Annotated in this window: 25 protein-coding genes; 11 read left to right on the top strand and 14 right to left on the bottom strand. The window is 42.3% G+C overall.

Annotated elements, in window-relative coordinates; translation table 11 throughout:
• Positions 1 to 66: 66 nt before the first annotated feature.
• Together ACZW67_RS09560 and nfuA are read right to left on the bottom strand one after the other, a co-directional pair.
• On the bottom strand, positions 67 to 1,389 hold the full coding sequence (locus tag ACZW67_RS09560; protein WP_465183067.1) for an O-acetylhomoserine aminocarboxypropyltransferase/cysteine synthase family protein: 1,323 nt from the start codon (positions 1,387 to 1,389) through the stop codon (positions 67 to 69).
• Between the two features lie 205 nt (positions 1,390 to 1,594).
• Complete coding sequence (gene nfuA, locus ACZW67_RS09555; RefSeq protein ID WP_465183066.1) at positions 1,595 to 2,278, bottom strand: Fe-S biogenesis protein NfuA; 684 nt, start codon at positions 2,276 to 2,278, stop codon at positions 1,595 to 1,597.
• Positions 2,279 to 2,846: 568 nt separating this feature from the next.
• Here nfuA and ACZW67_RS09550 point away from each other — a divergent pair.
• The 5 genes from ACZW67_RS09550 to ACZW67_RS09530 all read left to right on the top strand — a co-directional run bounded on the left by ACZW67_RS09550 (position 2,847) and on the right by ACZW67_RS09530 (position 8,538).
• On the top strand, positions 2,847 to 3,836 hold the full coding sequence (locus ACZW67_RS09550; protein WP_465183065.1) for an alpha/beta fold hydrolase: 990 nt from the start codon (positions 2,847 to 2,849) through the stop codon (positions 3,834 to 3,836).
• 144 nt (positions 3,837 to 3,980) lie between these two features.
• Positions 3,981 to 4,643: a dual specificity protein phosphatase family protein gene (locus tag ACZW67_RS09545; RefSeq protein ID WP_465183064.1), complete on the top strand. Its 663-nt coding sequence runs from the start codon at positions 3,981 to 3,983 to the stop codon at positions 4,641 to 4,643.
• 352 nt (positions 4,644 to 4,995) lie between these two features.
• Complete coding sequence (locus ACZW67_RS09540; RefSeq protein ID WP_465183063.1) at positions 4,996 to 6,063, top strand: bifunctional nicotinamide-nucleotide adenylyltransferase/Nudix hydroxylase; 1,068 nt, start codon at positions 4,996 to 4,998, stop codon at positions 6,061 to 6,063.
• Between the two features lie 227 nt (positions 6,064 to 6,290).
• Positions 6,291 to 7,688 (top strand): nicotinate phosphoribosyltransferase, encoded by a 1,398-nt coding sequence (locus ACZW67_RS09535; protein ID WP_465183062.1) that lies wholly within the window; start codon positions 6,291 to 6,293, stop codon positions 7,686 to 7,688.
• Between the two features lie 4 nt (positions 7,689 to 7,692).
• The gene (locus ACZW67_RS09530) at positions 7,693 to 8,538 is read left to right on the top strand and encodes an SGNH/GDSL hydrolase family protein (RefSeq protein WP_465183061.1); all 846 of its coding nucleotides are present in this window, start codon (positions 7,693 to 7,695) and stop codon (positions 8,536 to 8,538) included.
• A 118-nt stretch (positions 8,539 to 8,656) separates the two neighbouring features.
• Here ACZW67_RS09530 and ACZW67_RS09525 read toward each other — a convergent pair whose 3' ends face one another.
• Together ACZW67_RS09525 and ACZW67_RS09520 are read right to left on the bottom strand one after the other, a co-directional pair.
• A complete protein-coding gene (locus ACZW67_RS09525) occupies positions 8,657 to 8,938 on the bottom strand; it encodes a type B 50S ribosomal protein L31 (RefSeq protein WP_110924187.1) in 282 nt (93 codons plus the stop codon).
• 419 nt (positions 8,939 to 9,357) lie between these two features.
• On the bottom strand, positions 9,358 to 10,191 hold the full coding sequence (locus ACZW67_RS09520) for a LysR family transcriptional regulator (RefSeq protein ID WP_465183060.1): 834 nt from the start codon (positions 10,189 to 10,191) through the stop codon (positions 9,358 to 9,360).
• A 128-nt stretch (positions 10,192 to 10,319) separates the two neighbouring features.
• Between ACZW67_RS09520 and ACZW67_RS09515 the strand changes: the two genes are divergently transcribed.
• Both ACZW67_RS09515 and ACZW67_RS09510 read left to right on the top strand, forming a co-directional pair.
• A complete protein-coding gene (locus ACZW67_RS09515; protein ID WP_465183059.1) occupies positions 10,320 to 11,525 on the top strand; it encodes a YbfB/YjiJ family MFS transporter in 1,206 nt (401 codons plus the stop codon).
• Between the two features lie 230 nt (positions 11,526 to 11,755).
• Positions 11,756 to 12,844: a hypothetical protein gene (locus ACZW67_RS09510; RefSeq protein WP_465183058.1), complete on the top strand. Its 1,089-nt coding sequence runs from the start codon at positions 11,756 to 11,758 to the stop codon at positions 12,842 to 12,844.
• 90 nt (positions 12,845 to 12,934) lie between these two features.
• On the opposite strand, the gene ACZW67_RS09505 is transcribed toward ACZW67_RS09510, so the two are convergent.
• The gene (locus ACZW67_RS09505) at positions 12,935 to 13,366 is read right to left on the bottom strand and encodes a COG4315 family predicted lipoprotein (RefSeq protein WP_465183057.1); all 432 of its coding nucleotides are present in this window, start codon (positions 13,364 to 13,366) and stop codon (positions 12,935 to 12,937) included.
• A 515-nt stretch (positions 13,367 to 13,881) separates the two neighbouring features.
• On the opposite strand from ACZW67_RS09505, the gene ACZW67_RS09500 reads away from it, so the two are divergent.
• Positions 13,882 to 15,441, top strand: coding sequence for an FAD-dependent oxidoreductase (locus tag ACZW67_RS09500; RefSeq protein ID WP_465183056.1), 1,560 nt, complete (start codon positions 13,882 to 13,884; stop codon positions 15,439 to 15,441).
• Between the two features lie 204 nt (positions 15,442 to 15,645).
• On the opposite strand, the gene ACZW67_RS09495 is transcribed toward ACZW67_RS09500, so the two are convergent.
• Entirely contained in the window at positions 15,646 to 16,323 is a 678-nt protein-coding gene (locus ACZW67_RS09495) for an LOG family protein (protein WP_465183055.1), read from the bottom strand.
• A 325-nt stretch (positions 16,324 to 16,648) separates the two neighbouring features.
• On the opposite strand from ACZW67_RS09495, the gene ACZW67_RS09490 reads away from it, so the two are divergent.
• Positions 16,649 to 17,563, top strand: a complete 915-nt coding sequence (locus ACZW67_RS09490; protein WP_465183054.1) for an alpha/beta hydrolase family protein — start codon at positions 16,649 to 16,651, stop codon at positions 17,561 to 17,563.
• A gap of 27 nt (positions 17,564 to 17,590) precedes the next feature.
• On the opposite strand, the gene ACZW67_RS09485 is transcribed toward ACZW67_RS09490, so the two are convergent.
• Positions 17,591 to 18,283, bottom strand: a complete 693-nt coding sequence (locus ACZW67_RS09485; RefSeq protein WP_465183053.1) for a 3'-5' exonuclease — start codon at positions 18,281 to 18,283, stop codon at positions 17,591 to 17,593.
• Between the two features lie 182 nt (positions 18,284 to 18,465).
• Between ACZW67_RS09485 and ACZW67_RS09480 the strand changes: the two genes are divergently transcribed.
• Entirely contained in the window at positions 18,466 to 19,056 is a 591-nt protein-coding gene (locus tag ACZW67_RS09480) for a M23 family metallopeptidase (protein ID WP_465183052.1), read from the top strand.
• Between the two features lie 39 nt (positions 19,057 to 19,095).
• Here the strand turns inward: ACZW67_RS09480 and phoR are convergent, their stop codons facing one another.
• The 3 genes from phoR to dtd all read right to left on the bottom strand — a co-directional run bounded on the left by phoR (position 19,096) and on the right by dtd (position 21,556).
• Entirely contained in the window at positions 19,096 to 20,187 is a 1,092-nt protein-coding gene (phoR, locus tag ACZW67_RS09475; RefSeq protein ID WP_465183051.1) for a phosphate regulon sensor histidine kinase PhoR, read from the bottom strand.
• 62 nt (positions 20,188 to 20,249) lie between these two features.
• Complete coding sequence (gene phoB / locus ACZW67_RS09470) at positions 20,250 to 20,954, bottom strand: phosphate regulon transcriptional regulator PhoB (protein WP_465183050.1); 705 nt, start codon at positions 20,952 to 20,954, stop codon at positions 20,250 to 20,252.
• Between the two features lie 146 nt (positions 20,955 to 21,100).
• Entirely contained in the window at positions 21,101 to 21,556 is a 456-nt protein-coding gene (gene dtd / locus ACZW67_RS09465) for a D-aminoacyl-tRNA deacylase (protein WP_197102501.1), read from the bottom strand.
• A 112-nt stretch (positions 21,557 to 21,668) separates the two neighbouring features.
• Here dtd and asd point away from each other — a divergent pair, with 112 nt between their 5' ends.
• Positions 21,669 to 22,505, top strand: coding sequence for an archaetidylserine decarboxylase (gene asd / locus ACZW67_RS09460; RefSeq protein WP_465183049.1), 837 nt, complete (start codon positions 21,669 to 21,671; stop codon positions 22,503 to 22,505).
• Positions 22,506 to 22,628: 123 nt separating this feature from the next.
• Here asd and ACZW67_RS09455 read toward each other — a convergent pair whose 3' ends face one another.
• From ACZW67_RS09455 to ACZW67_RS09440, 4 genes are all read right to left on the bottom strand, one after another.
• Complete coding sequence (locus tag ACZW67_RS09455) at positions 22,629 to 23,234, bottom strand: DUF1287 domain-containing protein (RefSeq protein ID WP_465183048.1); 606 nt, start codon at positions 23,232 to 23,234, stop codon at positions 22,629 to 22,631.
• A gap of 95 nt (positions 23,235 to 23,329) precedes the next feature.
• Entirely contained in the window at positions 23,330 to 23,977 is a 648-nt protein-coding gene (locus ACZW67_RS09450; RefSeq protein WP_465183047.1) for an HD domain-containing protein, read from the bottom strand.
• A gap of 168 nt (positions 23,978 to 24,145) precedes the next feature.
• On the bottom strand, positions 24,146 to 24,721 hold the full coding sequence (locus ACZW67_RS09445; protein ID WP_465183046.1) for an isochorismatase family protein: 576 nt from the start codon (positions 24,719 to 24,721) through the stop codon (positions 24,146 to 24,148).
• A 246-nt stretch (positions 24,722 to 24,967) separates the two neighbouring features.
• Entirely contained in the window at positions 24,968 to 25,210 is a 243-nt protein-coding gene (locus tag ACZW67_RS09440; protein ID WP_465183045.1) for a hypothetical protein, read from the bottom strand.
• Positions 25,211 to 25,301 lie beyond the last annotated feature (91 nt).

Raw genomic sequence — 25,301 nt, 5'->3', positions numbered from 1 at the left:
TCGCTATGGGCTTTTTGTTTGTCACTCAATAAGCAAGTTACTCAGTTCAATGAGAGTCTTCTAGTATTAAGCTGAAGCTAGTGCCTGCTCTAAATCTGCTTTGATATCTTCAATGTGTTCGATACCAATCGACAAGCGAACCATATCAGTACTCACGCCAGCATTGGCAAGTTCTTGCTCATTCAACTGACGATGGGTTGTGGTCGCTGGATGACAAGCTAGTGATTTGGCATCACCGATATTAACCAAGCGAGTAATCAGTTGCAGTGCATCGATAAAGCGTGCACCAGCTTCTAAACCACCTTTAACCCCAAAGGTCAAAATAGCAGATGGCGTGCCTTTCATGTACTTCTTAGCAAGCTCATGCTCAGGATGATCAGGTAACCCTGCATATTTCACCCAAGCAACTTTATCATGGTCACGTAGATATTCCGCAACTGCTTGAGCATTCTGTACATGTCGCTCCATACGTAAACCCAGTGTCTGCAAGCCTTGTAAAATACTAAAAGCATTTAGCGGGCTAAGTGCCGCGCCAGTATTACGCAGCGGTGCCACACGAGCACGAGCGATAAATGCCGCTGCGCCCACGTCTTTGACAAAGTTCACACCGTGATAACTGTGATCTGGCGTGTTTAATAATGGGAAACGCTCAGGATAATCACCCCATGCGAATTTACCACTATCGACAATCGCACCACCAATCGACGTCCCCGTACCACTCATGTACTTGGTCAACGAATGAATGACAATATCCGCACCAAACTCGAAAGGACGACATAGCGCAGGTGTCGCAACCGTACTATCAATTACAACTGGCACGCCATATTCGTGAGCAATATCACTTAGTGCCTGAATATCTATGATATTACCCAATGGGTTACCGATACTTTCTGCGAAGACCATCTTAGTCTTATCATCGATTAAATCACGAATCGCTTCAGGATTTTTGTGGTCAAAGAAGCGTACTTCGATGCCTTGACGTGGCAACGCATGAGCAAATAAATTGTAAGTACCACCATACAAGGTCGACACAGCAACGATATTGTCACCCGCTTCACAGATGGTCTGAATTGCATAAGTGATAGCAGCCATACCAGACGCCACCGCAAGTGCACCGATGCCACCTTCAAGCGCTGCGACACGCTCTTCTAAAACTGCATTGGTCGGGTTCATGATACGGGTATAAATATTACCTGCGACCTTTAAATCAAACAAGTCTGCGCCATGCTGAGTATTATCAAAGGCATACGAGCTGGTGTGATAGATAGGTACTGCGACGGCTTTGGTGGTGGGTTCAACGCTATACCCCGCATGAATCGCTAAGGTCTCAAGACGTTGAGGGGTCTCTGATTTTTGGGCTGCTTGCTGGTCTGCTTGTCCGTCACTCATTATATATTCCTTTATTCCGATAAAAGTTATTAATCAATAAATGACTAATCAACAAATTATTAATCAACAATCTACCACTGAAAATTCAGCTAAAAAACAATCTACCAAATCATAGCAATAAAAAAAGCCAAGTTCATCAAAACTTGGCTTTTTAATTAAAATAACTCTTCGCTAGCACTTAAGTCTGCAGCTTGCAGCTAGACTTTTATTTGTAATAAGCGTTTTCAGTACGGGTATGATCCGTCTCATCAATGACTTGGGTCAACTCTGGTATTTGCTGCTTGAGCTGTACTTCAACGCCTTGACGCAAGGTCATGTCGACTGCTGAGCACCCTTGGCAACCACCGCCGAATTTCAATACGGCTGTAAGGCCAATGCCTTCTTCATCAATCAGCTCAAGCAACTGTACGTCACCACCATGGGCGGCCAGACCTGGATTAATCTCTGACTGCAATACGTAGTTGATGCGCTCTTCCACACTGGCATCCGCACCCACTTTAGGTACTTTAGAGTTTGGTGCACGGAAAGTCAGCTGACCACCGAAACGGTCTTTATTATAATCGATAACGGCATCTTCTAGATAAGGAACTGATGCTGCTTCGATAAATGCAGAAAAACTGTCATACGTAAAACGCAGATCAGCGCTGTCTTCTTCGCCCGGTTGGTTATAGGCCATACAGCACTCTGCACGTGGCGTACCTGGATGCTCGACGAAAATACGTACACCGATACCATCGGTATCTTGCTTAGATAACAAATCCGCTAAGTACCCTTGGGCTGACTCAGTAATAGTAATATTACTTTTTGCTTCAGTCTGATCAGTATCTAGCGCTGATTCATAGTCTGCTGATGGCGCTACTGGGCTATCAACTTGGTCATGCTCACTCATAATGTTTCCTATGCGTTATGACACAAACGCTATATCTATTATGGCTACTGTGTCGTGAATTTGAATGTTTAAAATTTTTACGGCTTGTGTAAAACATGCAGGCTAGCAATATTTGAGATTTATTATTATATGACGCTGCCCGCCATGAGTATAAAGTTTAATTCGTCTATAGCACTCATTATACCTGAATCAAGCATCAATTCCGACCACGCTACTGTGAATTGAACGGTGCCCACTGTAAATGGTTGTCATTGGTTTTTTTAATGATGCTACCTACTGGCAAAGTAACTCAACATTTAAACAATGAAAAACAAACATGCCTAATAGTTGTGTTGGCTGCCAAGTTATTCTCTATATCAAGTTATTCTCTATATAAAGACAGCTGTACCATTTATCAAGCATACTCAGCATTTTCGCTATGCGATACCGTTCACATCTCGTCTGAGCAAGTCATTTGGTTTTGACGTAGTATTGATAGTTTGAATAACTTTGTGCACTGGCTTTATGAGCATGGTAGCTTTGATGCCCTTGTATAAATATTACGTATTTTTCGGATAGGATAATTTTTATGATGACACGGACGTTGCACCTAATAACTACCAAGGATGATGAGAAAATTGCCGTTTGGAAAGTAGTTGATACTATAGAAGACGGTATGATAACCAACACATTAGAAAATAGCTTGCCTATTATAAAACCTCAAAATATATTTTTGACGCACGGTACTTTTTCGGACAAACAAACTTGCTTAAAAATCGCTGAGTATCTGGCTGGCTTTGGACACCACTGCTACATCATGGAGTGGCGCGGTCATGGTGACAGCTCAATGCCAAAAGAAAAATTCAATTTCGAGACGGTTGCTACTTATGACTATGAAGCAACTTTCCGCTATTTTTTTGATGAATTAAAACTCGATAATTTACATTGTATTACTCATAGTGGCGGCGGTATTGGTTTGATTATGTTTTTAATTCAAAACCCACGCTATATCGACAAAATAAACAGCATCAGCATGTTTGCTTGCCAAGCCTATGGTGCAGCGTCAAATCCTACCAGTCATGCGAAAATTATTGCAGCCAAAATACTCACGCGACTGATTGGCTTCATCCCTGCCAGAAAATTAAAGATGGGCGCTTGTGACGAAAGCTACTATACGATGAATCAGTGGTACGACTGGAATCTACAAAAAAACTTTAAAAGTAGTTTCATAAAACAAAGCACGTTTAATGAAAGTGCATTTAATGAAAGTATTGTTAATCAAGCTAGCACTGATACAACTGGCGCCACTGACGAGCCTTTAGACTATCGACAACAGATGCCGAATATCACGATACCTGTATATGCCATCAGTGCGAGAGGAGATACATTCATCTCTCCTACGCATGGTTGCCAGCTGCTCTTTGATAATTTTAAAAATCCTGCCAATGTCTTTCGCGAATACGCACTCAGCCATGGTGATTTAGACGACTATACTCATAGCCGTATTATGATCAGTCGTAACGCTGCCAAAGAGATTTGGCCAACGGTTGCAAATTGGATTGAGCGTCATACTCGATAGTTACTATGCCACTTAGCATAATGAACGCTTTATTATGTACAACAACTGCAAGGGTTGAAACTATTATGGCTGATAATGGCTATCAAATAGTCTGTAGCGGTAGAATGATAACCAATCAAAACTAATGGTATGAGAATTATGCTTATGAACCAGCTTTTGAGCCTTAGGTCGAACAAAGGTACCATAGACCACAACCATCGCTGGCAACAGCGCTACAAGTCAATATTAGTCGCAGGCTCTATGAGTCTAGCCGGTCTGATGATCGGCTGCCAGTCAACTGCGACTACTCAACTTACGACTCCCCCATCCTTACCGCAAAATGCAGTCTTGATTAATAAGGCGACCAATTTATATCAAGTTGATAAGCTACTGTTTCGAAGTGAGCAGTTACGTGTAACTGATATCCCTTTACTTAAAACCAATCGTATTGACGCTATCCTTAATTTACGCTTTTTTGATCGAAATGATGATGAAAAGCTACTAGAGGATATTGTTAATGAGACGTCCTTAGACTTATATAATCAACCGCTTAAATCATGGTATGTTACTCCAAAAGAAATCGCTAAAGCCTTAAATACGATAAAAGATTTACAGGCACAAAATAAGAGCGTACTGGTACATTGCTATCATGGTGCTGACCGTACGGGACTGATTATCGCTATGTATAGAATCATTGAGCAAGAGTGGTCTATTGAACACGCTAAGCAAGAGATGGTCGCTGGTGGATTTGGCTATCACGCCGTTTGGATAAATCTTGAGAACATGTTAAACCCTAAAACCGTGGCTGCTGTTCGTATAGAGATATAGCCAAGAATTTTGTGATATGGCACTCAAGCTGGTAACTTTAAGAATCCTGCCAATGTCTTTCGCGAATACGCGCTCAGTCACGGTGATTTAGACGACTATACTCACAGCCACATTATGATCAGTCGTCACGCTGCCAAAGAGATTTGGTCAACGGTGACTGCTTGGATTGAACAGCATTCTACTTAAAATTATAGGTGTATTTATTTGACCTCGTCACATCATGATTCACATCATCATTGACCGTTATACTATCCCAAACATCTTTACACTTGCCAGAAAGTCATAGGCTGTGTCAGTATTGGCATTATTAATTTTTTACCAATGAAATATAAGTCGTAGGAAATTGGCGTCTATGAGTGAATTATCAGAGCAAAGTTCAGACACACAAACCCCTGATCAGAAAAGCAGTAAACACTATCGTTATTTGGTCTTTATCGGACGCTTCCAGCCGTTCCATCGTGGACATAAAGCCGTCATCGACGAAGCATTAAAGCGCTCGGATGATGTGATTATGCTCATTGGCTCAGCCAATCTACCACGTAGCTTACGCAATCCATTTAGCGTCGCTGAGCGCGCTGCCATGATTAAAGATGCCTACTCAGCAGAGGAAGCGGCACGTATTCACTGCGTTGGTCTAGACGATGCCCTCTATAACGACACGCGCTGGCTACAGTATGTGCAAGCGGGCGTGAAGTCTGTCACTGGTGACTTGCAGAGCGATATTGGGTTGATTGGTCACTCAAAAGACAGCTCATCGTATTACTTATCACTATTCCCCAACTGGGACTCGGTCTCAGTGCCCAATTATCACAATCTATCAGCCACGCCGATTCGCGATAGCTACCTGATGGGGGCTACCCCGACACCTGAGCGTACGCCCGAATCCACCCGTAAAGTGCTGAATGATTTCAAAAAAACTGACGATTATCATCAATTGCATGAAGAAGCAGATTTCATCGATAAATATAAAAGACAGTGGGAATCAGCCCCCTATCCGCCTACATTTATGACGGCTGATGCTTTGATTGTACAGTCTGGACATATCCTGTTGGTAGAGCGCCGTAGTATGCCGGGGCGTGGATTGTGGGCACTCCCAGGTGGGTTCTTAAATCCGAAAGAGACCTTATTTGACGCTTGTATCCGTGAGCTGCGTGAAGAAACGCGTCTCAAAGTTCCTGAGCCAGTACTGCGTGGCTCTTGTCACAGTCAGCATACCTTTGATGACCCCTATCGCTCGGCACGTGGTCGTACGATTACCCAAGCATTTTATTTTCAGCTTAAAAATGATCCAAAAGGTCTACCAAAAGTAAAAGGTGGCGATGACGCAGCTAAAACTTTTTGGTTACCGCTGGCAGAGCTTGATGCCACCATGATGTTCGAAGACCATTATGCGATTATTACCAAGATGGTTGGATTGTAAATTTACATAACGTTGACCGACTAGTACATGATTTACAACCTTATAATCAACTATAGTCTATATAATATATTTTCTTAGTTTTTTATTTTAAAACCTAATTTATCATTTTTGCACACGTTTTTGTACAACAGTTTACACCGCCCGAGTCGATAGACGGCAAGGGTTTACCGCTGCAACTGCTCTTTCATTAAAGCAACTGCGGCATTTCAAAGCAGAGGAGTTCTGTGATGTATACCAGTAATCTAAATAATTTAATTCTTAACAGCGACAGCTATAAAACCTCACATTGGGTGCAATATCCAAGCGGTAGTGAGTATCTGTCAAGCTACATTGAGGCGCGTAAAGGCGACTATGATGTGGTATTTTTTGGCTTGCAAGCCTTTATCAAAGAATGCCTAAGCACCCCTATTACCCACCAAGATATCGACGAAGCCGAAATGGTCGTTCAAGCACACGGCTTGACTTTCAATCGTGCTGGTTGGGAGCATTTGGTGGACAAACACAATGGTTATTTACCACTACGTATCGAAGCCGTACCCGAAGGCAGCATCGTGCCCGTGTCCAACGTCGTATGCCAAATCATCAATACTGACCCTGAGTTTTACTGGCTACCTAGCTATATCGAAACTGCACTATTACGCGCTATTTGGTATCCATCAACGGTCGCCAGTGTCTCGCATTATTGCAAAGACATTATTCGTAAAGCATTAGAAAAATCCGCAGACAACACAGAATCACTCACGTTCAGGCTGCATGATTTCGGCTCACGCGGCGCATCTAGTCAGGAGTCTGTGGCACTCGGCAGCTTGGCGCATTTGGTGAACTTTGCGGGCACTGACTCAATGACGGCACTAGTAGCTGCCAGTCGCTGGTATCAAATGGATAAAGACATGCCAGCGTTTTCTATCCCAGCAGCTGAACACAGCACGATGACTGCATGGGGCCGTGATGGTGAGACAGCGGCCTTTGCCAATATGATTGAACAGTTTGGTGGCGAAGGAAAAAGCTTCTCAGTGGTTTCAGACAGTTATGACTTATGGAATGCCATTGATAATATTTGGGGTGGTAGCCTAAAAGACGACGTGAAAAACATGGGCGGTACATTGGTCATTAGACCAGACAGTGGTGAGCCTACTAAAGTCGTCCGCGAAGCATTAGAGCGCTTGGCAGTGAAATTCGGCACGACTGTGAATAGTAAAGGCTATAAGGTATTACCAGATTATGTACGGGTCATCCAAGGTGATGGTATCAGTCCACAAAGCCTAACCAAGATTATTGATGTCATACTAAAAGCAGGGTTTAGCGCTGAAAACGTGACCTTTGGTATGGGCGGTGGTCTATTACAGCAAGTCAACCGTGACACCATGAGCTGGGCAATGAAAGCCAGTTCTATCTCTATTGATGGCACTTGGAAAGACATCTACAAAGATCCGATCACTAGCCGCTCGAAACGCTCAAAAAAAGGTCGATTGGCTTTGGTCAAAAACAGTAACGGACAGCTAAAAACCATCAAAGCTGATGACTTAGCTGCCGATGCGGAAAACCTGCTGCGTGATGTGTATGTCGATGGCCAGCTATTAATTGAAGACAATCTAACGACTATTCGAGAGCGTGCTGGATGGTAGCAATATGATAAATAGCAATAAAATGGCGACAGTGGCAAGAGATGTCCTCCTTGCCCCTGTTTATCTTTATCAAGGTCGCAGAATCAAGCGTGACACGGTTCGCTTGCCTGAGCCACATGGTGAGAGATATGGTCATGTCCAATTAAGCCAATCTACTAATACCCTGTCTGCTAATACACAAAAAGATGGCGTCCGAAAAATGCTAAACATCATGGTGGTTGGTGACTCAGCCGCCGCTGGTGTTGGTAGTCAAACGCAGCAAGAAGCATTAGTAGGCAAGCTGATCCCTGCTCTGCAGCAGCAGTCTGCTATTCATACTCAGTTTGATGAGCTGACATGGTCATTGCAAGCAACTACGGGTCACACTAGCTTTGATATCTTGCGTCGGCTTTATATCCTACCCACTCCTAGCCAAGCGATTGATGTCATGGTGCTAAGTGTTGGGGTCAATGACACCACTGCCAATGTCTCTGTGCGTAAATGGCAGCAGCAGATTGAAGATATTATTGCTATTGCTCAGCGTAAATTTGGTGTGCGAGAATTGATTTTTTCAAGTCTACCACCAATGGCGCAAATGCCTGCAATACCCACTCCTCTCAATAATTTTATTGGTGCCAAAGCATCTACTTTGGATAGGATACTGCAGCAAGTCTGTGCCGAGCATGACAGTGTCACTTATATGCAAACTGACTTTGCAAAGATGATAGAAGAGCACTTTAATGGCAAATCTATCGATATCGCCGTGATGTTTGCCAGTGATGGCTTTCATCCTAGCAGCCTAATGTATGGCTATTGGGCACAGCAATTATCAGAGCTGATAGTACAGGTGCTAGACACGCCGACTGCTTAAGGCTTGGCTTAATTTCACCTTTAAAAAATACGACTGCTAAAATTCAAACAAAAAAAACCGCTGAATATTCAGCGGTTTTTTATTGCTTTGCGAAATATATTTACACAATAAGTGTAAATTATTCTGCAGCGTCAGTATCAGCAGCTTTCTTACGGCCACCAAACGCACCAAAGCGTTTGTTGAAGCTAGCAACACGGCCTTCAGTAGAAGTTTTGCGTTGTTCGCCAGTATAGAATGGATGCGACGCACTTGAGATATCAAGTGGGTAGTATGGATATTCTGTACCTTCGTATTCACGAGTAGCTTTGGTTTTAGCAGTTGAACGAGTCAAAAAGAAAACGTCAGCGTTAGTGTCGTGGAATAAAACTTCTTGGTAATTAGGATGGATATCTTTACGCATAATAAACTCTCTATGTCCGATGTATGTATAGTGCTTTTGAGCAACATCTTAAATGATGTGCCAAATCAATAATGGCATACGTAACTGAGGCACTAAGGACATTTATAAGTATGGCAGCTGCATCACTGGCTTATTCCAGCATCCAACACCATTCCTCTGCTCACTTAGCCTTTCCCCAGCGGGAAAATCAAACCGCGATTTTAACGGTTTTCGACGTCCGATGCAAGTCAGTCGGGTGCTAAGACTGTAATGATATGCCAATACAATCTTGATAAAGACCCATCAGTTCTAGAACACCAAAGAATAGTATGCCAATGGTAGTAAAAGCTATAGCAGTCGATACCCTAGAGTAGAGATCGAGATGAATACCGTAGTAATTGCATCATAGTTATATAGCTAATAGACCATAGCATGCCATATTATTCCGTTAGCAATTTAGCTAGCGTTAATACCCCTGATGCCAAAGGGCTGTCTTTACGATAAACAATCGACAGCTGAACTTGCTTTGACCCATGACTGAGTGGCGTCATGACCAATGATTTTTCATATCGACTACCGACCACCATGTTTTTACCAATGATGGTGTAGCCTAACCCTGCAGCGACGCATCCTAAGACACCATCAGCGCTACTCATCAGCATCAGCTCATCACACCCTCTGCCTGCTTCTTGTTGCCAAATGATAGCCTGTGTCCTATAACCACAACCTTCGTCACGTACGAATAAGACAGGATCATGCTCACTATCTAGTGGCGTCACCATCATCAGCTCTTCTCTGACAACAGGAATCACCACCAGATCTCGATGTTTGGGTGCATTGCCAATTGCCGCACAGTCTACTTTATTATTTAATACAGCCAATACCAACCTATCGCTAGTATCTGTATAGATTTTAGCGCGAATCTCAGAGTGGTTTAACTTCAGTTGCTTCAGTGCCAATGGCATATGGACAGCAGCAAATGTCTCAGGCATACCGATTATTAATTCATAACTGTCTTTATTTCGCAGCATAGCCGATGTGGCTTGATACTCTAATTGTAAAATTTGATCAGCATAATCGCACAGCTGTCGCCCGCTCGGGGTTAATTGCAGCTTTCGACCAATGATATTGAATAATTTGGTATCTAACTCCCTTTCTAGTTTTTTGATACGGTTGGTAATATTTGACTGAACGGTATGCAGTTTTTCAGCAGCGCCTTTAATACCGTCTTCATCAACCACCGCTTTAAACGTCTTTAACGTCAAAATCTCCATGTGAAAATCCTTATTCACTTATTAAACAGTTCTTATAATGAGAATATTTTGTTCTAGATAATTCAATTTTTAAGATTAACAGAGTCACGTATTCTTTGTTAATAACTTTCCGATATGAAGTAATAAAAATGTCTATAGAACTCACGAAAGTCCGTGTATATATGGCTGGAATTTGCAGTTTAATAGTGACTGTAGGGGTTGCTCGATTTTCTTATAGTCTATTGCTGCCAGTCATGCAAGAAGGCGCTGGCTTAACAGAGTTAGGTGGCGGGTGGTTAGCCAGCACGAACTTTATGGGTTATATGTTTGGCGTTTTGATTGCGGCGAGCATGCATAATCTGAATTATAAATATCACTTACATCGTGTTTATCTTGTTTTAAGTGTAGTCACCTCTGCAGCTATGGTTCTGACCACAGATATAACCACTTGGGCGATATTAAGGTTCCTCGCTGGTGTCTGTGCTTCAGGCGGATTTATTATTGCTTCAGGATTGATATTGAAATGGCTGGTAAAGAATAACCACCGTGCTGAGCTCGGGATTCATTTCGCAGGTGCAGGTTTGAGCATTGTGATTACCTCGTTATTGTTTGAGGCAATGCAATCAATATCAGCAGATTGGCAACAGCAATGGTTAGCACTCTCTGTGTTGGCTATTGTCTTTGCTGTGCCTGCATGGTTATGGATGCCACACCCTTCCTCCGATAGTAAAAATCAAGAAGTGATTAATGACAATCCACCAAGCAAGACATTCAAGTCATTAATGATGCTCGCCTATTTTTGTGCAGGTTATGGCTACGCAGTCAGTTCTACCTTTATCGTCGATATTGTAGAGAGTACAAAAGGCTTACAAGGACAAGGAGGATTTGTCTTTCTATTGATTGGCTTGGCCGCTACCCCAGCTGCACTTGTATGGGATCGTATTGCTCGGAGGTTTGGTTATCTTAGGACACTAATCGCCGCTTATCTTTTACAAATTATCGGCATCATACTACCTGCAGTCAATGACAGCTTACCTACGGTCATAATCAGTGCATTGTTATTTGGCGGTACTTTCATCGCTTGTGTGAGTTTGGTATTGACGATGGCCGGTAAATTCTTCCCAAGTGATCCTGCTAAATTCATGGGAACAATGACGTTATCGTATGGTGCAGCTCAAATCATTGCACCCATCTGTACAGGTTATATTGTTAAAATTTATGGAAGTTATGACCCTGGCCTGTATCTATCAGCCGCAGTCGTGACGATGGGCACACTACTCTTGTATGGTTTATTGAATTTAAAGCATCCTCAACCAAAACCTGTCACTCACAAACTATCAAAAAATGAGATTTAAACTTAAATCTGCATACTAAAATAAGTACCAAAACTATTACCAAAATAGCTAAAAGCAGCCACTCGATGGCTGCTTTTTTTATTGATATAAAAATAACGGCTTTATTGTTGGACTATATATTCAATAAAACGCATAAAAGCTTTTGATAGGCTTGTTAACCTCGAAATTTATTGTTATATTCATATATGTGAATTTACGAATATAATACATATCACTGAGGAAGCAGAAAAATGGATACAATAAAAGTTGATTTTATAGATATAGATAAAGAATGGGATAAGCAAATATCAGACTATCATTTTGACGTATACCATCTATCTGGCTGGATTTCGGCATCAGCCGTCGTCGATAAAGGCATGCCTCAAGGTATAGTCGCTCACTATAGAGATAAGAAAGTGTTTTTACCTATTATCATACGAGAGATAGACTCAGAGCATTGGGATGCTACTTCTACGTACGGCTACGGCGGTCCTGTGATGGACAAGACGCTAACCGATGCCCAGCTCGATCTCGTACTAGAAGGCATAAGAGCTTTTCTCTTTGAAAAAGGTTGTGTGTCATTATTCATGCGACTGCATCCAATCATCAATAAAGAATGGCTGCCTACCGTTGGAAAAGCGCTTACTCACGGCCTGACATTAATGTCTGACTTAACAAAATCAGAAGAAGAACACTGGAGCGAGACTCAGAACCGTCATCGTCGAGGCATTAAAAAAGCCATGAAAATGGAAGTTGTCACAAAAATTGAGTCCCTAACCAAAGAAAGCGCCATGGTGTTTTCGAACATTTATAAAGAAACGATGGAACATGTTAATGCTAGCCAGTATTACTTTTTTGATGACAACTATTTTTTCAATTTATTTGAAAACCTTCAAGACAGAATACTACTAATAACCGCTTATCAAGACGGCAAAGCCATTGGTTCATCGATATACACAATCTGTAGAGAGTCAGGCATTATGCAGTTCCATCTCGGTGGTACACTCAACGCCTATACACATCTACAGCCGTCTAAACTTATTACTCATGTTGCTCGTAATTGGGGTAGAGAAAATAATTATAGCTTACTCCATCTTGGTGGCGGCCTAGGCTCCAACCTAGATTCGTTATATGAGTACAAAAAAGGATTTAGCTCACAAGAGCTGTTGTTTAAGACCTATAGACTCGTGGTCAATTCATCCAAATACGCCGCGTTGATTGCGAATAATTGGTTTACTGAAAATGATTTAAGCTCAGATTTTTTCCCTTTGTATAGAAAAGAGCCAACCAAAGAAACTGTATTGGAAGCTGAAGGCACTGAATCTCTAATAAGTGTGTGATAAGCAGACTCACCGACTCTCAGCAAGTATCAGCAAACAAAAAAGCAGCCACGATGATGGCTGCTTTTTTTGACTTAAGGTTAAGTGTGTTTATTTCATTTTAACGATGTGCCAAACACCCAGTTTATTATCGCCATCTTTATCACCTACCTGAGTATCATTGGCATAGAAGTACAAAGGTTTGCCATTCATGGCCCATTGATACTTACCATCTTCGCGCTGAAATGCAGCAAACTGACCTGAGGCTTTCGCATTATCAGGTGCTAAAAATGCTGGCCATACTAGTAAACACGCAGCGCCACATTCTGATTTACCCATGGCATCTTTATCAAAAGTATATATGGTCATGTGATTGTTCGCATCAACCAACATACCGTTTTTGCTCGTAATAGGTGCCGTATTATTAGTAGCCTGCACTTCATGCATGCCAGAACCATCCTTCCCTATTACATTGTTTAACGTTGAACAACCAGTGAGCGTCAAAACACCTGTCAACGCCGATAATATGAGCATACGTTTCATGATAACGTCCTTGTTATTGTCATGGTTAATTTTATTTAGAGTTTGCTTACGATTATACGACTTGAGTACATATCATTTGAGTACATGTGCTTTGATTACATGTGATTTGAGTAAAAGCAAAAATGACCCAATCCTGACTTCAAGCTATTCAATATAGCATGTGCATATGGACAGTTGTTTTTATACAGAGTGGTCTTTACAAAACTGCTTATATCCTACGGAACAAGCCAACAAATCCATCGCACTGGACAGACAATCCTACCTACTCGTTGACAAAACTCATGTATTCACTTACTTATTTGCCGTCATATCAGTTGTAGTTTTTCGTAAAATAACGCTATAGAGTTTAAGAGTTACTACACAATAGAAAATATTACTACTGCGGATTAATATGCATATTGAAGTTGGCAACTTTGCACGCATATCAACAGTTATAAGTTATTTAGACACCAGATAGTTAATGAATACATCGAGCACTATTTGCTGTGAATGCTATTAAGGATATAACAACGAAAATGACTCAATCTGTTATCAAAAATCAAACGCATCCTACCAAACGCGTCGGTATTCTAGGTGGTGGTACGGCCGGAGCAACTATTGCTATTCGCCTTGCAGCGTTAGGGATTGAGACCTATTTATTTGAAAAAAACAAATCACTGATTGATGGCCCACCGATGTGTCATCTACATGCAGGGGGCAATCTATATCGCGAGATACCTGATGAGGACTGTGTCGCCCTACTAAAACAATGCATCGATATTTTGCGTCTTTATCCTTACACCATTGACGTACGTCCAACCGTATTTGCCGTGCCGACACGAGACGGTGGCTTGCCCGAAGACTTGCTCCCACGCCTCGATATATTGACCGATGCCTATCGGGAGCTTATCGCTCAAGACGACAATAATAAAGTACTGGGTGAGCCAGAAGACTACTATCAGCTCTATAGCCATGAGCAATTGATTGAGCTGTCCGAGCGTGAGCAAGTTGCTGTACCAACGACCGTTGACGAATGGATGATACCAGTCGCCAAATATCTGGATCTGAACAAAGTCAAATTTCCATTGATCGTCGTACAAGAGTATGGCTGGAACATCTTTCGCTTAGCGGCCTCTGCACAGTTGGCATTAGCAGATTATGACCATGCCCATGTCTTTACCGATACTCAAGTACAGCAAGTCATGCCTGTCGACTGTGAAAACTGCTCAAACGCGGATCACCATGTCACCAAATGGCGTATCGACTATCAACAAGCTGCTGGTTACGAATCAGCCCTCAAATCAAAGCCTCAAACTGAGTCTATCGAAGTAGATTACTTGATCAATGCTTGCGGCTTTCGTACTGGTGTGATCGACGATATGGTCGGTGTCAAAGTGACTCGCATGGTCGAGTTTAAATCCTCTTATATTACGCATTGGGATAATGCTGGTGGACAGATACCAGAGATTATCGTCTATGGCAATCGAGGCACACCAGAAGGCATGGCGCAGTTGACCCCTTATCCAGGTGGCTACTTTCAAATACATGGCATGAGTAAATTCATTACTTTATTCGATGATGGATTGGTCGCTTCTAGCAAAGACAGTGCTCAACCCAAATTGCCACCGCAATATGTGCACTATATCGAAGATGGCTGGGACAAGGCACCATTACAAGCTCGCAGCCAACAATCGATTGATTACGTGGCTGAGTTTGTACCGACCTTCCATAGCGCGCGTACAGTTGGTAATGCGCTATATGGCGGGCAGCAAATACCCGGGCAAGATGACACCTTGCGAGTCGCTGATGTGAGCCTGTATTCTAATATCCGTTATGCACGTGCTGAAAATGTCAAAGCGTCATCGACTCTAATCGCTGCTGATCAAATCGTTGACGAGTTGACCAAACTTGGCTTGGTTAATCCTGATACGCCTGCGAGTCGAAATCGCGATGCTCACGAATGGTCTTATCTAACACACAACGATAGTATGACCATTGATAGAGTCGCTCGTGGTTTGGCTGAAGAACGCGGCTTTCCCATAGCGATGGCGGGCGTGAACCATAGTATTCCTAAGAAGGATTTAGATACGGTATAGTCAATCTCATATACATATAAATGACATACGGTATCAGGCTTATCTTAAGCTTTATCATTGGCTATTTGAAAATCGAGTAAAAAAGAGAGAGAGAGAGTGGCATATTATTAGCTACTCTCTCTTTTTTTATACATCTACGCTTGATTGTTTTGTGCTATTTATAACTTGAATCTATTACAAGCTAAATACCGCATAGGCTCGAACTTAATTACCAGCCATTTTTTCTGTATCGACAGCACTATCGATAGTTACTACGGTTTTTAACAGGTCAATGGCTTCATCAATCGTATTGCACACCACCAAACGCTCAAGATCTTCTTGCTTCATAAAACCTTGGTCAGTAGTATATTTTAAATGTTCAACCATACGATCATAAAAACCATTGATATTGAGGATGATCATCGGCTTTTCATGCTGATATAGCTGACGCCAAGTAGCAATCTCCATGATTTCTTCTAATGTACCAAGACCACCAGGCAGTGTAATGAAGGCATCCGCATACTCTGCCATCACTGTTTTTCGAGTGTGCATGGTATCGGTCAAGTGTAAACAAGTTAGCTGTTCATGAGCAATCTCATGTTTGAGCATAAAGGTTGGAATCACTCCAATCGCTTGTGCACCGCCCTTGATCACTTCATCTGCAACGGCACCCATTAGCCCAATACTAGCACCACCGTAGACCAAACCCATACCGTTATCTGCTAACTCACGACCTAGCTCGCGTGCTGCTTGCTCATAGACTTCTTTATTACCGAGACGCGAACCGCAATACACTGCCACTAATGGCATCGTCAATGCTGATTTATTCACTGCTTGCTCAATGTTAGTGATGTCTTGGCTAGTGATAACTTCATACGTATCGTTATTAATCTTCATTTGCATATAGCTTCCTTAATGTTACATCGATTGTTTTTATTGAATGTCTATTGATTAAAAATTTAGTTATTAAAAAGTGTATGTATACTGGGGCATGCCCTCAATTCAAAAATAGATTTTTACGAAAACCTTGATAGATAATAGCATTTAAAATAAAAAAAATAGAACTTGGAAGTCATCTTCGAGTGCCTTCCTCACTAGGATTTATTTTAACATAAGCAACCCTGTCAGATATCAGCAACGATTTATCACTACGCAATGACTACATGCCCGAGACGGTTAGCTCTCATTTACTCATAAAACGCAATGATAAAAAAACTAAGGTCAAACCATGGAAAACAGCCCTATCAATAATCAAATAAATACTGACTCTCAAATAGATGTTTACTCTCTAAGCATCATGACAGACCGTAATAAGGCATTAGCAGCGACCGTTTACCGCCCTGCAAAAACAATAAAAACAGCGATTATGATAGCACCTGCTACTGGCATCAAACGCCAGTTTTACCATAGCTTTGCGACCTACTTAGCAGAACACGGCTTTGGCGTACTGACGTTTGATAATGAAGGCATTGGCGAATCGCTTTCCTCTGAGTTATCTAAATGTGATGCGTCTTTAATTAGTTGGGGTCGCCATGACATGCCAGCCGTCCTCGATGCCCTACAAGATGAGTTCTCTGATGCAACTTATCACTTAATTGGTCATAGCGCGGGCGGTCAGCTTATTGGGTTGATGCCCAATTATAAGACTATCAAATCCGTATTCAACGTTGCCTGCTCATCAGGACGTATCAAAAACATGAATATGCCGTATAAGCTCAAAGCAATGGGCTTTATGGATGCCTTTATTCCACTCGCTAACTTGACGCTAGGCTACACACCATCGGATAAAATCGGCATGGGCGAGCCATTACCGCGCGGTGTAGCTCGACAGTGGCGTGATTGGTGCAATGGCGCAGGCTATATCAAGACCGCTTTTGGCAAGAGTATACACACGCATTTCTATGATGAACTGAGCATGCCAGCGCTTTGGTTGGGCTTTAGCGATGACGATATCGCCAATAGCAAAAACATGGATGATATGATTCGCGTATTTACAAAAATACCAGTAGAAAAGCGCTTTTTAGAACCCAAAGATTTCGGGCTAAACCATATCGGTCACATGCGTTATTTTAGTAGCAAAACCAATGCCAAAGCACCAGAGCTTTGGCAGATGGCAGTTGATTGGCTGAGTAAGCAGCATTAAGAGGGATATTTACGTTAAGAGGAGTATTTACTTTTCTGAGCTTTCGTTCTCTTCTGCTTTGATACGCTTGGTCAACGCAGAATACAGCGACGGCTGCATGTTATGAATATTGCCTATCATCCATTTGACATAGCTGATAGGCACCTCTTTAATTGGCTTGCCCTTATGCTTGCCAAACGGCATTTTACTCACAGGGGTCGCTTTATTAGAGATAGCATGTGCCGCTGCAAAATCCGTCGGAGCAATCTCTAGGCGTTCGCAGCAAGCCTGATACAGCAAATAACACATGCGTGCATCACCCAGTGCATCATGAGCAGCTACCGTCATTCTACTTGCTTCAGACTTCCCCAATAGCTGATCGATACACTTGGACTGACCGTAAGCACTCCATTCTGGAAAGGCTACCCTCGCCAACCGCACCGTACATATGAGCTTGGCAGAGGGGCTACCAATCACTCGCCAATCAAAACGTACGTTGTGACCAATCAAATACTCAGGCAATTCAAATTGATCTAATTCAAAACGCTCAAGACCTGCTACATCCTCATCAGTAATGCCATGCACTTTGATGACAATTGGTGATATAGATCGGCCACTATTAAAGTATTTCATCCACTCGAACCCTGTCGCCACATTAATAGTCGCAACTTGAATAGGTCGTGGATCACGGCCTTGATCCGTTTCGGTGTCGATAATCAGTGCAGTGTCAAAATCAGTCATAGAATATGGGTCATCAATAGTGGCTGAAATAGCCTAACAGAAACGTTATAGTGAACAGCAATATGCTTGTCACATCTATAACTATTGGGATAAAAGCCAAATATAACAAGCTCATACAGAAAGTAAAGGATAGAACTTCTACAATATAGTATTCAATAATATAGAAAATTTAAGAGAGCCCTATGCTACCTGTCGATGAACATCAGCGAGCCAAACCCACATTTTTACGCCGTGTACTAAGCGTACTAATTAGAGCTGCTGTATTGGTGATGCTACTGTTTATATTAGACAAACTACTGCCAAGTATCAGTCAACAAACCCAGTCATTTGTTGTGTCAAAATGGCAGCAGTTGAGTCTATTGCAGCAATCGCTGCCTACAGAAGACAGCCTACCCTCTCCGTTGCCAGAGCAGCATCTAACGGATACTTGGGGTGCTGCGCGTAGTCAAGGCCGCTCGCATGAAGGTATTGATGTCTTTGCAGCGCGAGGCACACCGATACAGTCGACAACGCAAGGTATCGTCCGCAAAGTAGGTGAAAATAATTTGGGTGGTCGCGTGGTGGTCATCGTTGGACCTGGCGGTGCAGGACACTACTATGCGCATTTAGAAGACTATGCCGATATTGCTCCCAACGACTGGGTGAATGCTGGTGATATCATTGGTTATGTTGGTGATAGTGGCAATGCAAAAGGCACACCGCCTCATGTCCATTATGGGATATACATCAATGGTAGCGCTGTGAACCCGTATCCATTTTTGCAAAAGAATTAGGGCATATTATCCGTCTATAAATCAGTAATATTTTCGGTCTTAACTCGTAGGAGCGGATCGAACATAAGCTGCTGGGAATACCATACTAAATGTGGACCCGACCCCTTCTACCGAGTCAATTTGTAATTTTGCCTCATGTTGGTACAAGACATGTTTTACAATCGCTAAGCCCAAACCTGTACCACCTGTGGCACGACTACGGCCTTTATCAATACGATAAAAACGCTCCGTCAAACGCTCAATATGCTGCGATGCAATGCCAATGCCATTATCCTCAACAGCGAACTTGCAGCCTTCTGACGTCTTGGTCCAGCTGATGGATATATCGCCACCTTTTGGAGTATATTTAATGGCATTGATCACCAAGTTAGACAATGCACTATTTAGGTACATCTCTGAACCTTGTAGCCCGTCATAAGTATCTATCTGCAAATGAATGGTATGGCCATATGATTGGTTATAGGCTTGCGCATCATCATAGACATGAGTCAACAGCTTGGTCATATCAATATAAGTCAGCTCATAAGCCTCTTCGATTTCAATGCGAGATAACAGGAGCAAGTCATTTACAATTCTATTCATGCGAGCTGTTTGCTGAGTCATCAACTCAAAACCACGACGCCAATGTGGCGGCATATCTGGCTGATGTGAGAAGTTTTCTAAATACCCCATCATTACGGTCAATGGCGTCCGCAATTCATGCGAGACATTCCCGACAAAATCGCGGCGCATTTCTTCTAAATTATGTAATCGTGTCACGTCATAAATAATGAGCAGCTTTTCATCACCAAACGGTGTAATTTCACACTTTAAATAGCGCTTAGCATCTCGCCATGATTCTATATGAACACCATCGTTAGGTATCGTTGTGGACTGATAATATTGACGGAATTCAGGGGCGCTGATGAAGTCAAAAATGCTTTGGCCTTTATCCGTTACTTGCAATAGCAGCAAATCCTCTGCCGCTTGATTCCACCACTCCAAACCATCATCATCATTGATTAAAATCACCGCATCTCTTAATGCTTGTACGGCGCTGCTGATTTTTTTAAGTTGATCCGTTGCATGCTTCTGAGAGTTTGGCTCTAACGTGCCCTGTTGATTATTTTCTATTGGCATAGTATTGCTCATCTATTGTCCTTACCACTATTCGCTATATTGAGTCACGATTGCCAAGGCACTTTTATTATCAATTAATTGGGTTCAATAAAGCTAGAAAACCGATAGCCTGTACCACGAACTGTCTGTATCAACTTATCACAGTCATGTGGGCGTAGTAAGGTGCGCAAACGTTTGATATGTACATCAATGGTTCTATCTTCAATATAGACGTTGCCACCCCATACCTGATCTAGCAGTTGTGTCCGCGTATAGGCACGCTCTGGGTGACTCATAAAGAACGCTAATAATCGATACTCAGTGGGGCCAACCTCGATGACTTTGCCTGTGGCTGTCACGCGCTGGCTCTTTGTATCTAGGCTCAGACTGCCTATTTCGATAGGCTTATCACTACTGAGTGCACTACTACGGCGTAACACTGCTTTGATTCTTGATATCAATTCGCGTGTCGAAAAAGGCTTGGTCATATAGTCATCAGCACCCGCATCAAGGCCGTGAACTTTGCTATCTTCTTCCCCTTTGGCAGTTAGCATAATGACTGGTATCTCAGAGAGCATCTCATCGCTTTTGAGCATTCGGCAAAAATCCACACCGCTTTTATCTCCGGGCAGCATCCAATCTAACAAAATAAGCGCCGGCCTATGATCGACGACTTGCTGATGCGCCTCTGATACATCAGCTGCCTGCAAGCTATCAAACCCAGCCATTTCTAGTGTCATTACGATCATCTCACGAATCGCAGGTTCATCTTCAACAATCAAAATTTGCTCACTATACATACGGTATTCTCAGCGTTAGATGACGAAACTCAACTTATAAACAAGGCGATAGGCGCTCGCTATATTTTATCTATTAAACGGATTAATTATGACAGCTTAATGACATTTGTTTGAAATGCCTTATCTGTAATATTGAATCTGATTGTTTACTTTACCTCTAATAAAAAATTCAGCGGCCCATCATTGATGCTCGATACCTGCATATCAGCGCCAAACTGACCAGTGGCCACATTCGTATGTTGAGTTTTGGCATAAGCGACCAATTGTGCGAACAATGCTTGTGCCATATCGGGTGCCATTGCACCACCAAAGTCAGGGCGACGGCCTTTATCAGTTTTTGCCATCAAAGTGAACTGTGATACCAATAGCAATCCACCGGCTACTTGCTGGACGTTTTTATCTAATTTACCATATTTGGCAGGGTCATCATCATTTTCAAAGATGCGATAAGTCAGGATTTTATCGACCATTCTCTGCGCGCTTTGTAGCGTATCATCGTGGCCTAAGCCAATATATGCCAACACACCTTGCTCGATGGTACCGACACACTGTTCATCGATGGTAACACTCGCACCCTTCACTCGTTGTATAAGTGCTTTCATTTACTGACTCCTTACAGATTATGCTCATACAATAACATGCTGTCCATGATAAAATGCTGCCACTAACTTACCCATTAATTATTACATCAAACTCTATTTTGGTAACCTCATTATGAATTTATTCACCACTTTGCAACAGCTTGTCCCACAACAACAGCTAAGTAAAGTTGCTGGACGTTTGGCTGCCAGCCGACATCCTTACGTCAAACGTACTTTTATCCGTAGTTTTGCTAAGGCTTACAATGTTAGCTTGGACGAATATGAGCGCCAAAGTCTCAATGCTTATGAAAGCTTCAATGACTTTTTTACTCGTGAGCTGAGAGAAGATGCTCGCCCTATCGATACCACTCCTGACGGCATCGTCAGTCCTGCGGATGGTACTATCTCTCAACTCGGTCAGATTGACGACCATAAATTACTCCAAGCCAAAGGGCGCTACTACGATGTCGGGCAGCTACTTGCTAACAGCGAAGATGGCAGCTACTTCGCTGATGGTAGCTTTGCGACGGTCTATCTAGCACCAAGTAACTATCATCGCGTCCATATGCCATTCGCGGGAACTTTGACCAAAACTCGTTACATACCGGGCACGCTGTTTTCAGTCAATACGACCACTGCGGCTAACATACCTGATTTGTTTGCACGCAATGAACGTTTGGTTTGTATGTTTGATACTAAGTATGGCAAAGCAGCAGTTGTGATGGTCGGAGCGATGATTGTCGCTGGTATTGAGACAGTAGCGACAGGTAAGATTTCACGTACGGATAATATCCAAGAAGCCAACCATGACATGAGCTTTGAGAAAGGCGATGAGCTGGGCCGTTTTTACTTAGGCTCAACCGCCATTGTAGTGCTACCAAAAGCCGCAAAAGCTGCTTGGCAAGACAGTATGGAGGCCAATAGTGTTGTACAAATGGGACAACTATTGGGCAGTACCGATACCAAATAAATGTAATACCGACTCACAAAACAAGAGCCGCGAAAAATAAAAGCCCCGTTAAGCGTTATGATTTACGCTTAACGGGGCTTTTTACTGTAAGGCGCTTCAGTATTAAAATATATTCAAAGCACCTTAATATCGAAAATGCTTATGAATAGGATAAGCAAACAGGATATTTTCCTCTTGCGTACCACTACCGATATTATGAATAATCATCGGTGTGCCATCATCAGCTACCTTGTCCGAGACAATGCCTATGTGCGGCAAATTATCTTTTGGCAAACGCCATGACATGATGTCTCCCGCTTGAAAGCTGTCCTTGTCCGTAATCGACAATGTCTGCCCATGACGCTCAAAAAACACTTCGAGATTGGGCACACGACGGTGATCGATATTTTTGTCCGTCGATTTCAGTCCCCAATTCTTTGGATAGCTTGACCAATTAGATTTCATGTCATGATTGACCAATTGCTGTAGATCAATATTTTGCAGACGATACGCTCTGATGATGACATCGGTGCAGACGCCACTTTCTATCGGCACATCACCACGCGGAAACTCTAATTTACGATAAGCAGGATCGTAACTGGTGGTAACCCCAATTTGCTTTTTGGCATCGTGCGCCAATTTATTACCACTACTGATAGGGGTCGCGGCTTGAGCCATTTGTGCCAAGCCCAACACACTGACCAAGACCAGTGATGTACATAATGTTCTATAAATTACAGATAATCTCATTTAACAATCTCTTTTTGGTTGAACCAATCACCAGTACTGTAGCACGTGCAAATGATAGCTAAGTTGCAAAATGTTTAAACAATCACGCTGTCCCTTTACAAATCAATCAACCACCCTTGCTGAGTTGCGTATTTAATATTTTCTGATAACCAGTCATGAATGCTAGGAAAGCTGTCTTTAATAAAATCATGTGCACCGCTTACTTGCGAGCGAGTGACACCCAGCTCAATCCATGTTTTTCCTTCAGTATTTAGATTGAGTAAAAAAGGCAATAAACGATCGACCACTTTTAGCAGCTGCGTCTCTTTACTATCGCCCGTCTCTTGCTCTTCCCAAACCTCACTTAAATTCGCAATACCATTACCACGTTCAGCTTGTAACCGAGCAATACCCTCACGCTCTTCTACGTGTGCAGTGCTACGAGTACTGGCATATAAAAAAGTATCTCCAGCATCAATTTCACCCAAATCATGTACCAGTGCTAGCTTTAGTAATTTTTCATGATTGACATCCAGTTTAAACTGCTCAGCGATGGACCAACATGCCATGGCCAAATGCCAAGAATGCTCAGCAGAGTTTTCTTGGCGCGTGGTAGCCGTCACATAGCTGCGGCGATTGACTCGTTTTAGGGCGTCTAACTCTAGTAAAAAATGGGTGACGTCATTTATCTCGATGTCTGCAGTGTGCGTTGAATCGGTTAATAAGATAGGTTTGGCTGATACTGCTGGATTAACTACTGACATACTGTTCTCTAGTTTTTCTATGGATTGATTGCGCTTTATCTTACTTATATTAGAAATAAAAATAGCGCTGATTCTATCAAGCGCTATTTTTATAAAAACCATTCAAATATATCTAACTTATAAGTGTAGGCATGATACTAACGGCTTAACTATACGTCATGCCACAATCTACTTAATCAAATTGCTAATGGTTTTAAAGGCAGGGTCTTCGCTGCTACGACACAGTTCAAACAGAATGGTTTCGACCGTGGTAATCACACCACCTGCCCGGCGGATACGGCGAATGGCTTGCTTTTTATCGTAAGGAAAGCGTGAGCCAACCGCATCTCCAATGATGACAGGTTGCATACCATTATCGAGTAAATCCAGTGCGGTTTGTAGCACACAGACATGCGCCTCTACCCCAAATAATAGAACAATGCTGCGATTCTGCTGTGCTAGATAGTGCCATGAGTCATTGTTGTCGCAAGCGCTAAACGTGACTTTCTCAAAGTTTTTGGCATTAGTACCTTCTAATATTTCGCGTATCTCCGGCAATGTATCGCCTAGACCTTTTTTATACTGCTCATTGAGCATGATGGGAACATTCAGCGCTTGCAGACCTTTGATAAGCGTCACTGTTTTTTTGACGATACTTTCGTGGTCATAAATATGCGGGGTAAGACGCTCTTGCACATCAATAATCATGGCTTGCGTATTTTCGCGAGCGATTCGATAGGTACGATCGGTAATCATAGTAGACATAGCACACTCCTTGTACAACTGACGTTTATAATTCAAATCCGTTTTAGTTTTATCATTGTTGAACCAACTCTTATTTAGTCACAGTTTTATGAATGCGTCAATGGAGATAAACTTAAATAATCACTATAAAAAACCTTAGCTTTTAGAGCTAAGGTTTTTTTATAGTGATTAAGACCATAAATATGAAAGTTTATCGCTATTTTTCTTTTGTGTTTCTAATTTGGTGCGGTTAGCATCAAGTAGAGCTTACTCTTGTGGCGTGTTTCCAGAGTCTTTGCTACCTTCAGCCCATTTGCCTAAGTTATGCGCTTGGCAGCTGTATTTCGCCATTCGCGACGCAGTACTTTCACTATTACCGTTATCCAATGCTTGCTGATAATTTTTCATATAAATACTGTCCGTTGGCTGACAGTTACTGCTTGTGGTAGCACATCCAGCTACTACAAGTATACCCAAAGATAATAATCCCATTCCCAATAAATTTTTCATATCCACTCTAGAAATTATAATAATATAATTAAAAACTAATTAATCGATTTTGCTCTCAAAAAAAACTCTGCACGAGCGCAGAGTTCTTATT

Source organism: Psychrobacter sp. TPE 89C (genome assembly GCF_055522395.1).
The sequence above is the reverse complement of the archived record's forward strand: the minus strand, read 5'-3'. Positions and strand labels throughout refer to the sequence as shown.

What these genes read in the sequence shown, in the direction of transcription:
- dtd (WP_197102501.1), bottom strand. Translation starts at nt 21,556, where the DNA reads ATGAAAGCACTTATACAACGAGTGAAGGGTGCGAGTGTTACCATCGAT.
- ACZW67_RS09515 (WP_465183059.1), top strand. Translation starts at nt 10,320, where the DNA reads ATGTCTATAGAACTCACGAAAGTCCGTGTATATATGGCTGGAATTTGC.
- ACZW67_RS09530 (WP_465183061.1), top strand. Translation starts at nt 7,693, where the DNA reads ATGATAAATAGCAATAAAATGGCGACAGTGGCAAGAGATGTCCTCCTT.
- ACZW67_RS09520 (WP_465183060.1), bottom strand. Translation starts at nt 10,191, where the DNA reads ATGGAGATTTTGACGTTAAAGACGTTTAAAGCGGTGGTTGATGAAGAC.
- ACZW67_RS09440 (WP_465183045.1), bottom strand. Translation starts at nt 25,210, where the DNA reads ATGAAAAATTTATTGGGAATGGGATTATTATCTTTGGGTATACTTGTA.
- ACZW67_RS09450 (WP_465183047.1), bottom strand. Translation starts at nt 23,977, where the DNA reads ATGTCAGTAGTTAATCCAGCAGTATCAGCCAAACCTATCTTATTAACC.
- phoR (WP_465183051.1), bottom strand. Translation starts at nt 20,187, where the DNA reads ATGAGCAATACTATGCCAATAGAAAATAATCAACAGGGCACGTTAGAG.
- ACZW67_RS09480 (WP_465183052.1), top strand. Translation starts at nt 18,466, where the DNA reads ATGCTACCTGTCGATGAACATCAGCGAGCCAAACCCACATTTTTACGC.
- ACZW67_RS09560 (WP_465183067.1), bottom strand. Translation starts at nt 1,389, where the DNA reads ATGAGTGACGGACAAGCAGACCAGCAAGCAGCCCAAAAATCAGAGACC.
- ACZW67_RS09490 (WP_465183054.1), top strand. Translation starts at nt 16,649, where the DNA reads ATGGAAAACAGCCCTATCAATAATCAAATAAATACTGACTCTCAAATA.
- ACZW67_RS09445 (WP_465183046.1), bottom strand. Translation starts at nt 24,721, where the DNA reads ATGTCTACTATGATTACCGATCGTACCTATCGAATCGCTCGCGAAAAT.
- asd (WP_465183049.1), top strand. Translation starts at nt 21,669, where the DNA reads ATGAATTTATTCACCACTTTGCAACAGCTTGTCCCACAACAACAGCTA.
- ACZW67_RS09500 (WP_465183056.1), top strand. Translation starts at nt 13,882, where the DNA reads ATGACTCAATCTGTTATCAAAAATCAAACGCATCCTACCAAACGCGTC.
- nfuA (WP_465183066.1), bottom strand. Translation starts at nt 2,278, where the DNA reads ATGAGTGAGCATGACCAAGTTGATAGCCCAGTAGCGCCATCAGCAGAC.
- ACZW67_RS09540 (WP_465183063.1), top strand. Translation starts at nt 4,996, where the DNA reads ATGAGTGAATTATCAGAGCAAAGTTCAGACACACAAACCCCTGATCAG.
- ACZW67_RS09485 (WP_465183053.1), bottom strand. Translation starts at nt 18,283, where the DNA reads ATGACTGATTTTGACACTGCACTGATTATCGACACCGAAACGGATCAA.
- ACZW67_RS09550 (WP_465183065.1), top strand. Translation starts at nt 2,847, where the DNA reads ATGATGACACGGACGTTGCACCTAATAACTACCAAGGATGATGAGAAA.
- ACZW67_RS09455 (WP_465183048.1), bottom strand. Translation starts at nt 23,234, where the DNA reads ATGAGATTATCTGTAATTTATAGAACATTATGTACATCACTGGTCTTG.
- ACZW67_RS09495 (WP_465183055.1), bottom strand. Translation starts at nt 16,323, where the DNA reads ATGCAAATGAAGATTAATAACGATACGTATGAAGTTATCACTAGCCAA.
- ACZW67_RS09545 (WP_465183064.1), top strand. Translation starts at nt 3,981, where the DNA reads ATGAACCAGCTTTTGAGCCTTAGGTCGAACAAAGGTACCATAGACCAC.
- ACZW67_RS09525 (WP_110924187.1), bottom strand. Translation starts at nt 8,938, where the DNA reads ATGCGTAAAGATATCCATCCTAATTACCAAGAAGTTTTATTCCACGAC.
- phoB (WP_465183050.1), bottom strand. Translation starts at nt 20,954, where the DNA reads ATGTATAGTGAGCAAATTTTGATTGTTGAAGATGAACCTGCGATTCGT.
- ACZW67_RS09510 (WP_465183058.1), top strand. Translation starts at nt 11,756, where the DNA reads ATGGATACAATAAAAGTTGATTTTATAGATATAGATAAAGAATGGGAT.
- ACZW67_RS09535 (WP_465183062.1), top strand. Translation starts at nt 6,291, where the DNA reads ATGTATACCAGTAATCTAAATAATTTAATTCTTAACAGCGACAGCTAT.
- ACZW67_RS09505 (WP_465183057.1), bottom strand. Translation starts at nt 13,366, where the DNA reads ATGAAACGTATGCTCATATTATCGGCGTTGACAGGTGTTTTGACGCTC.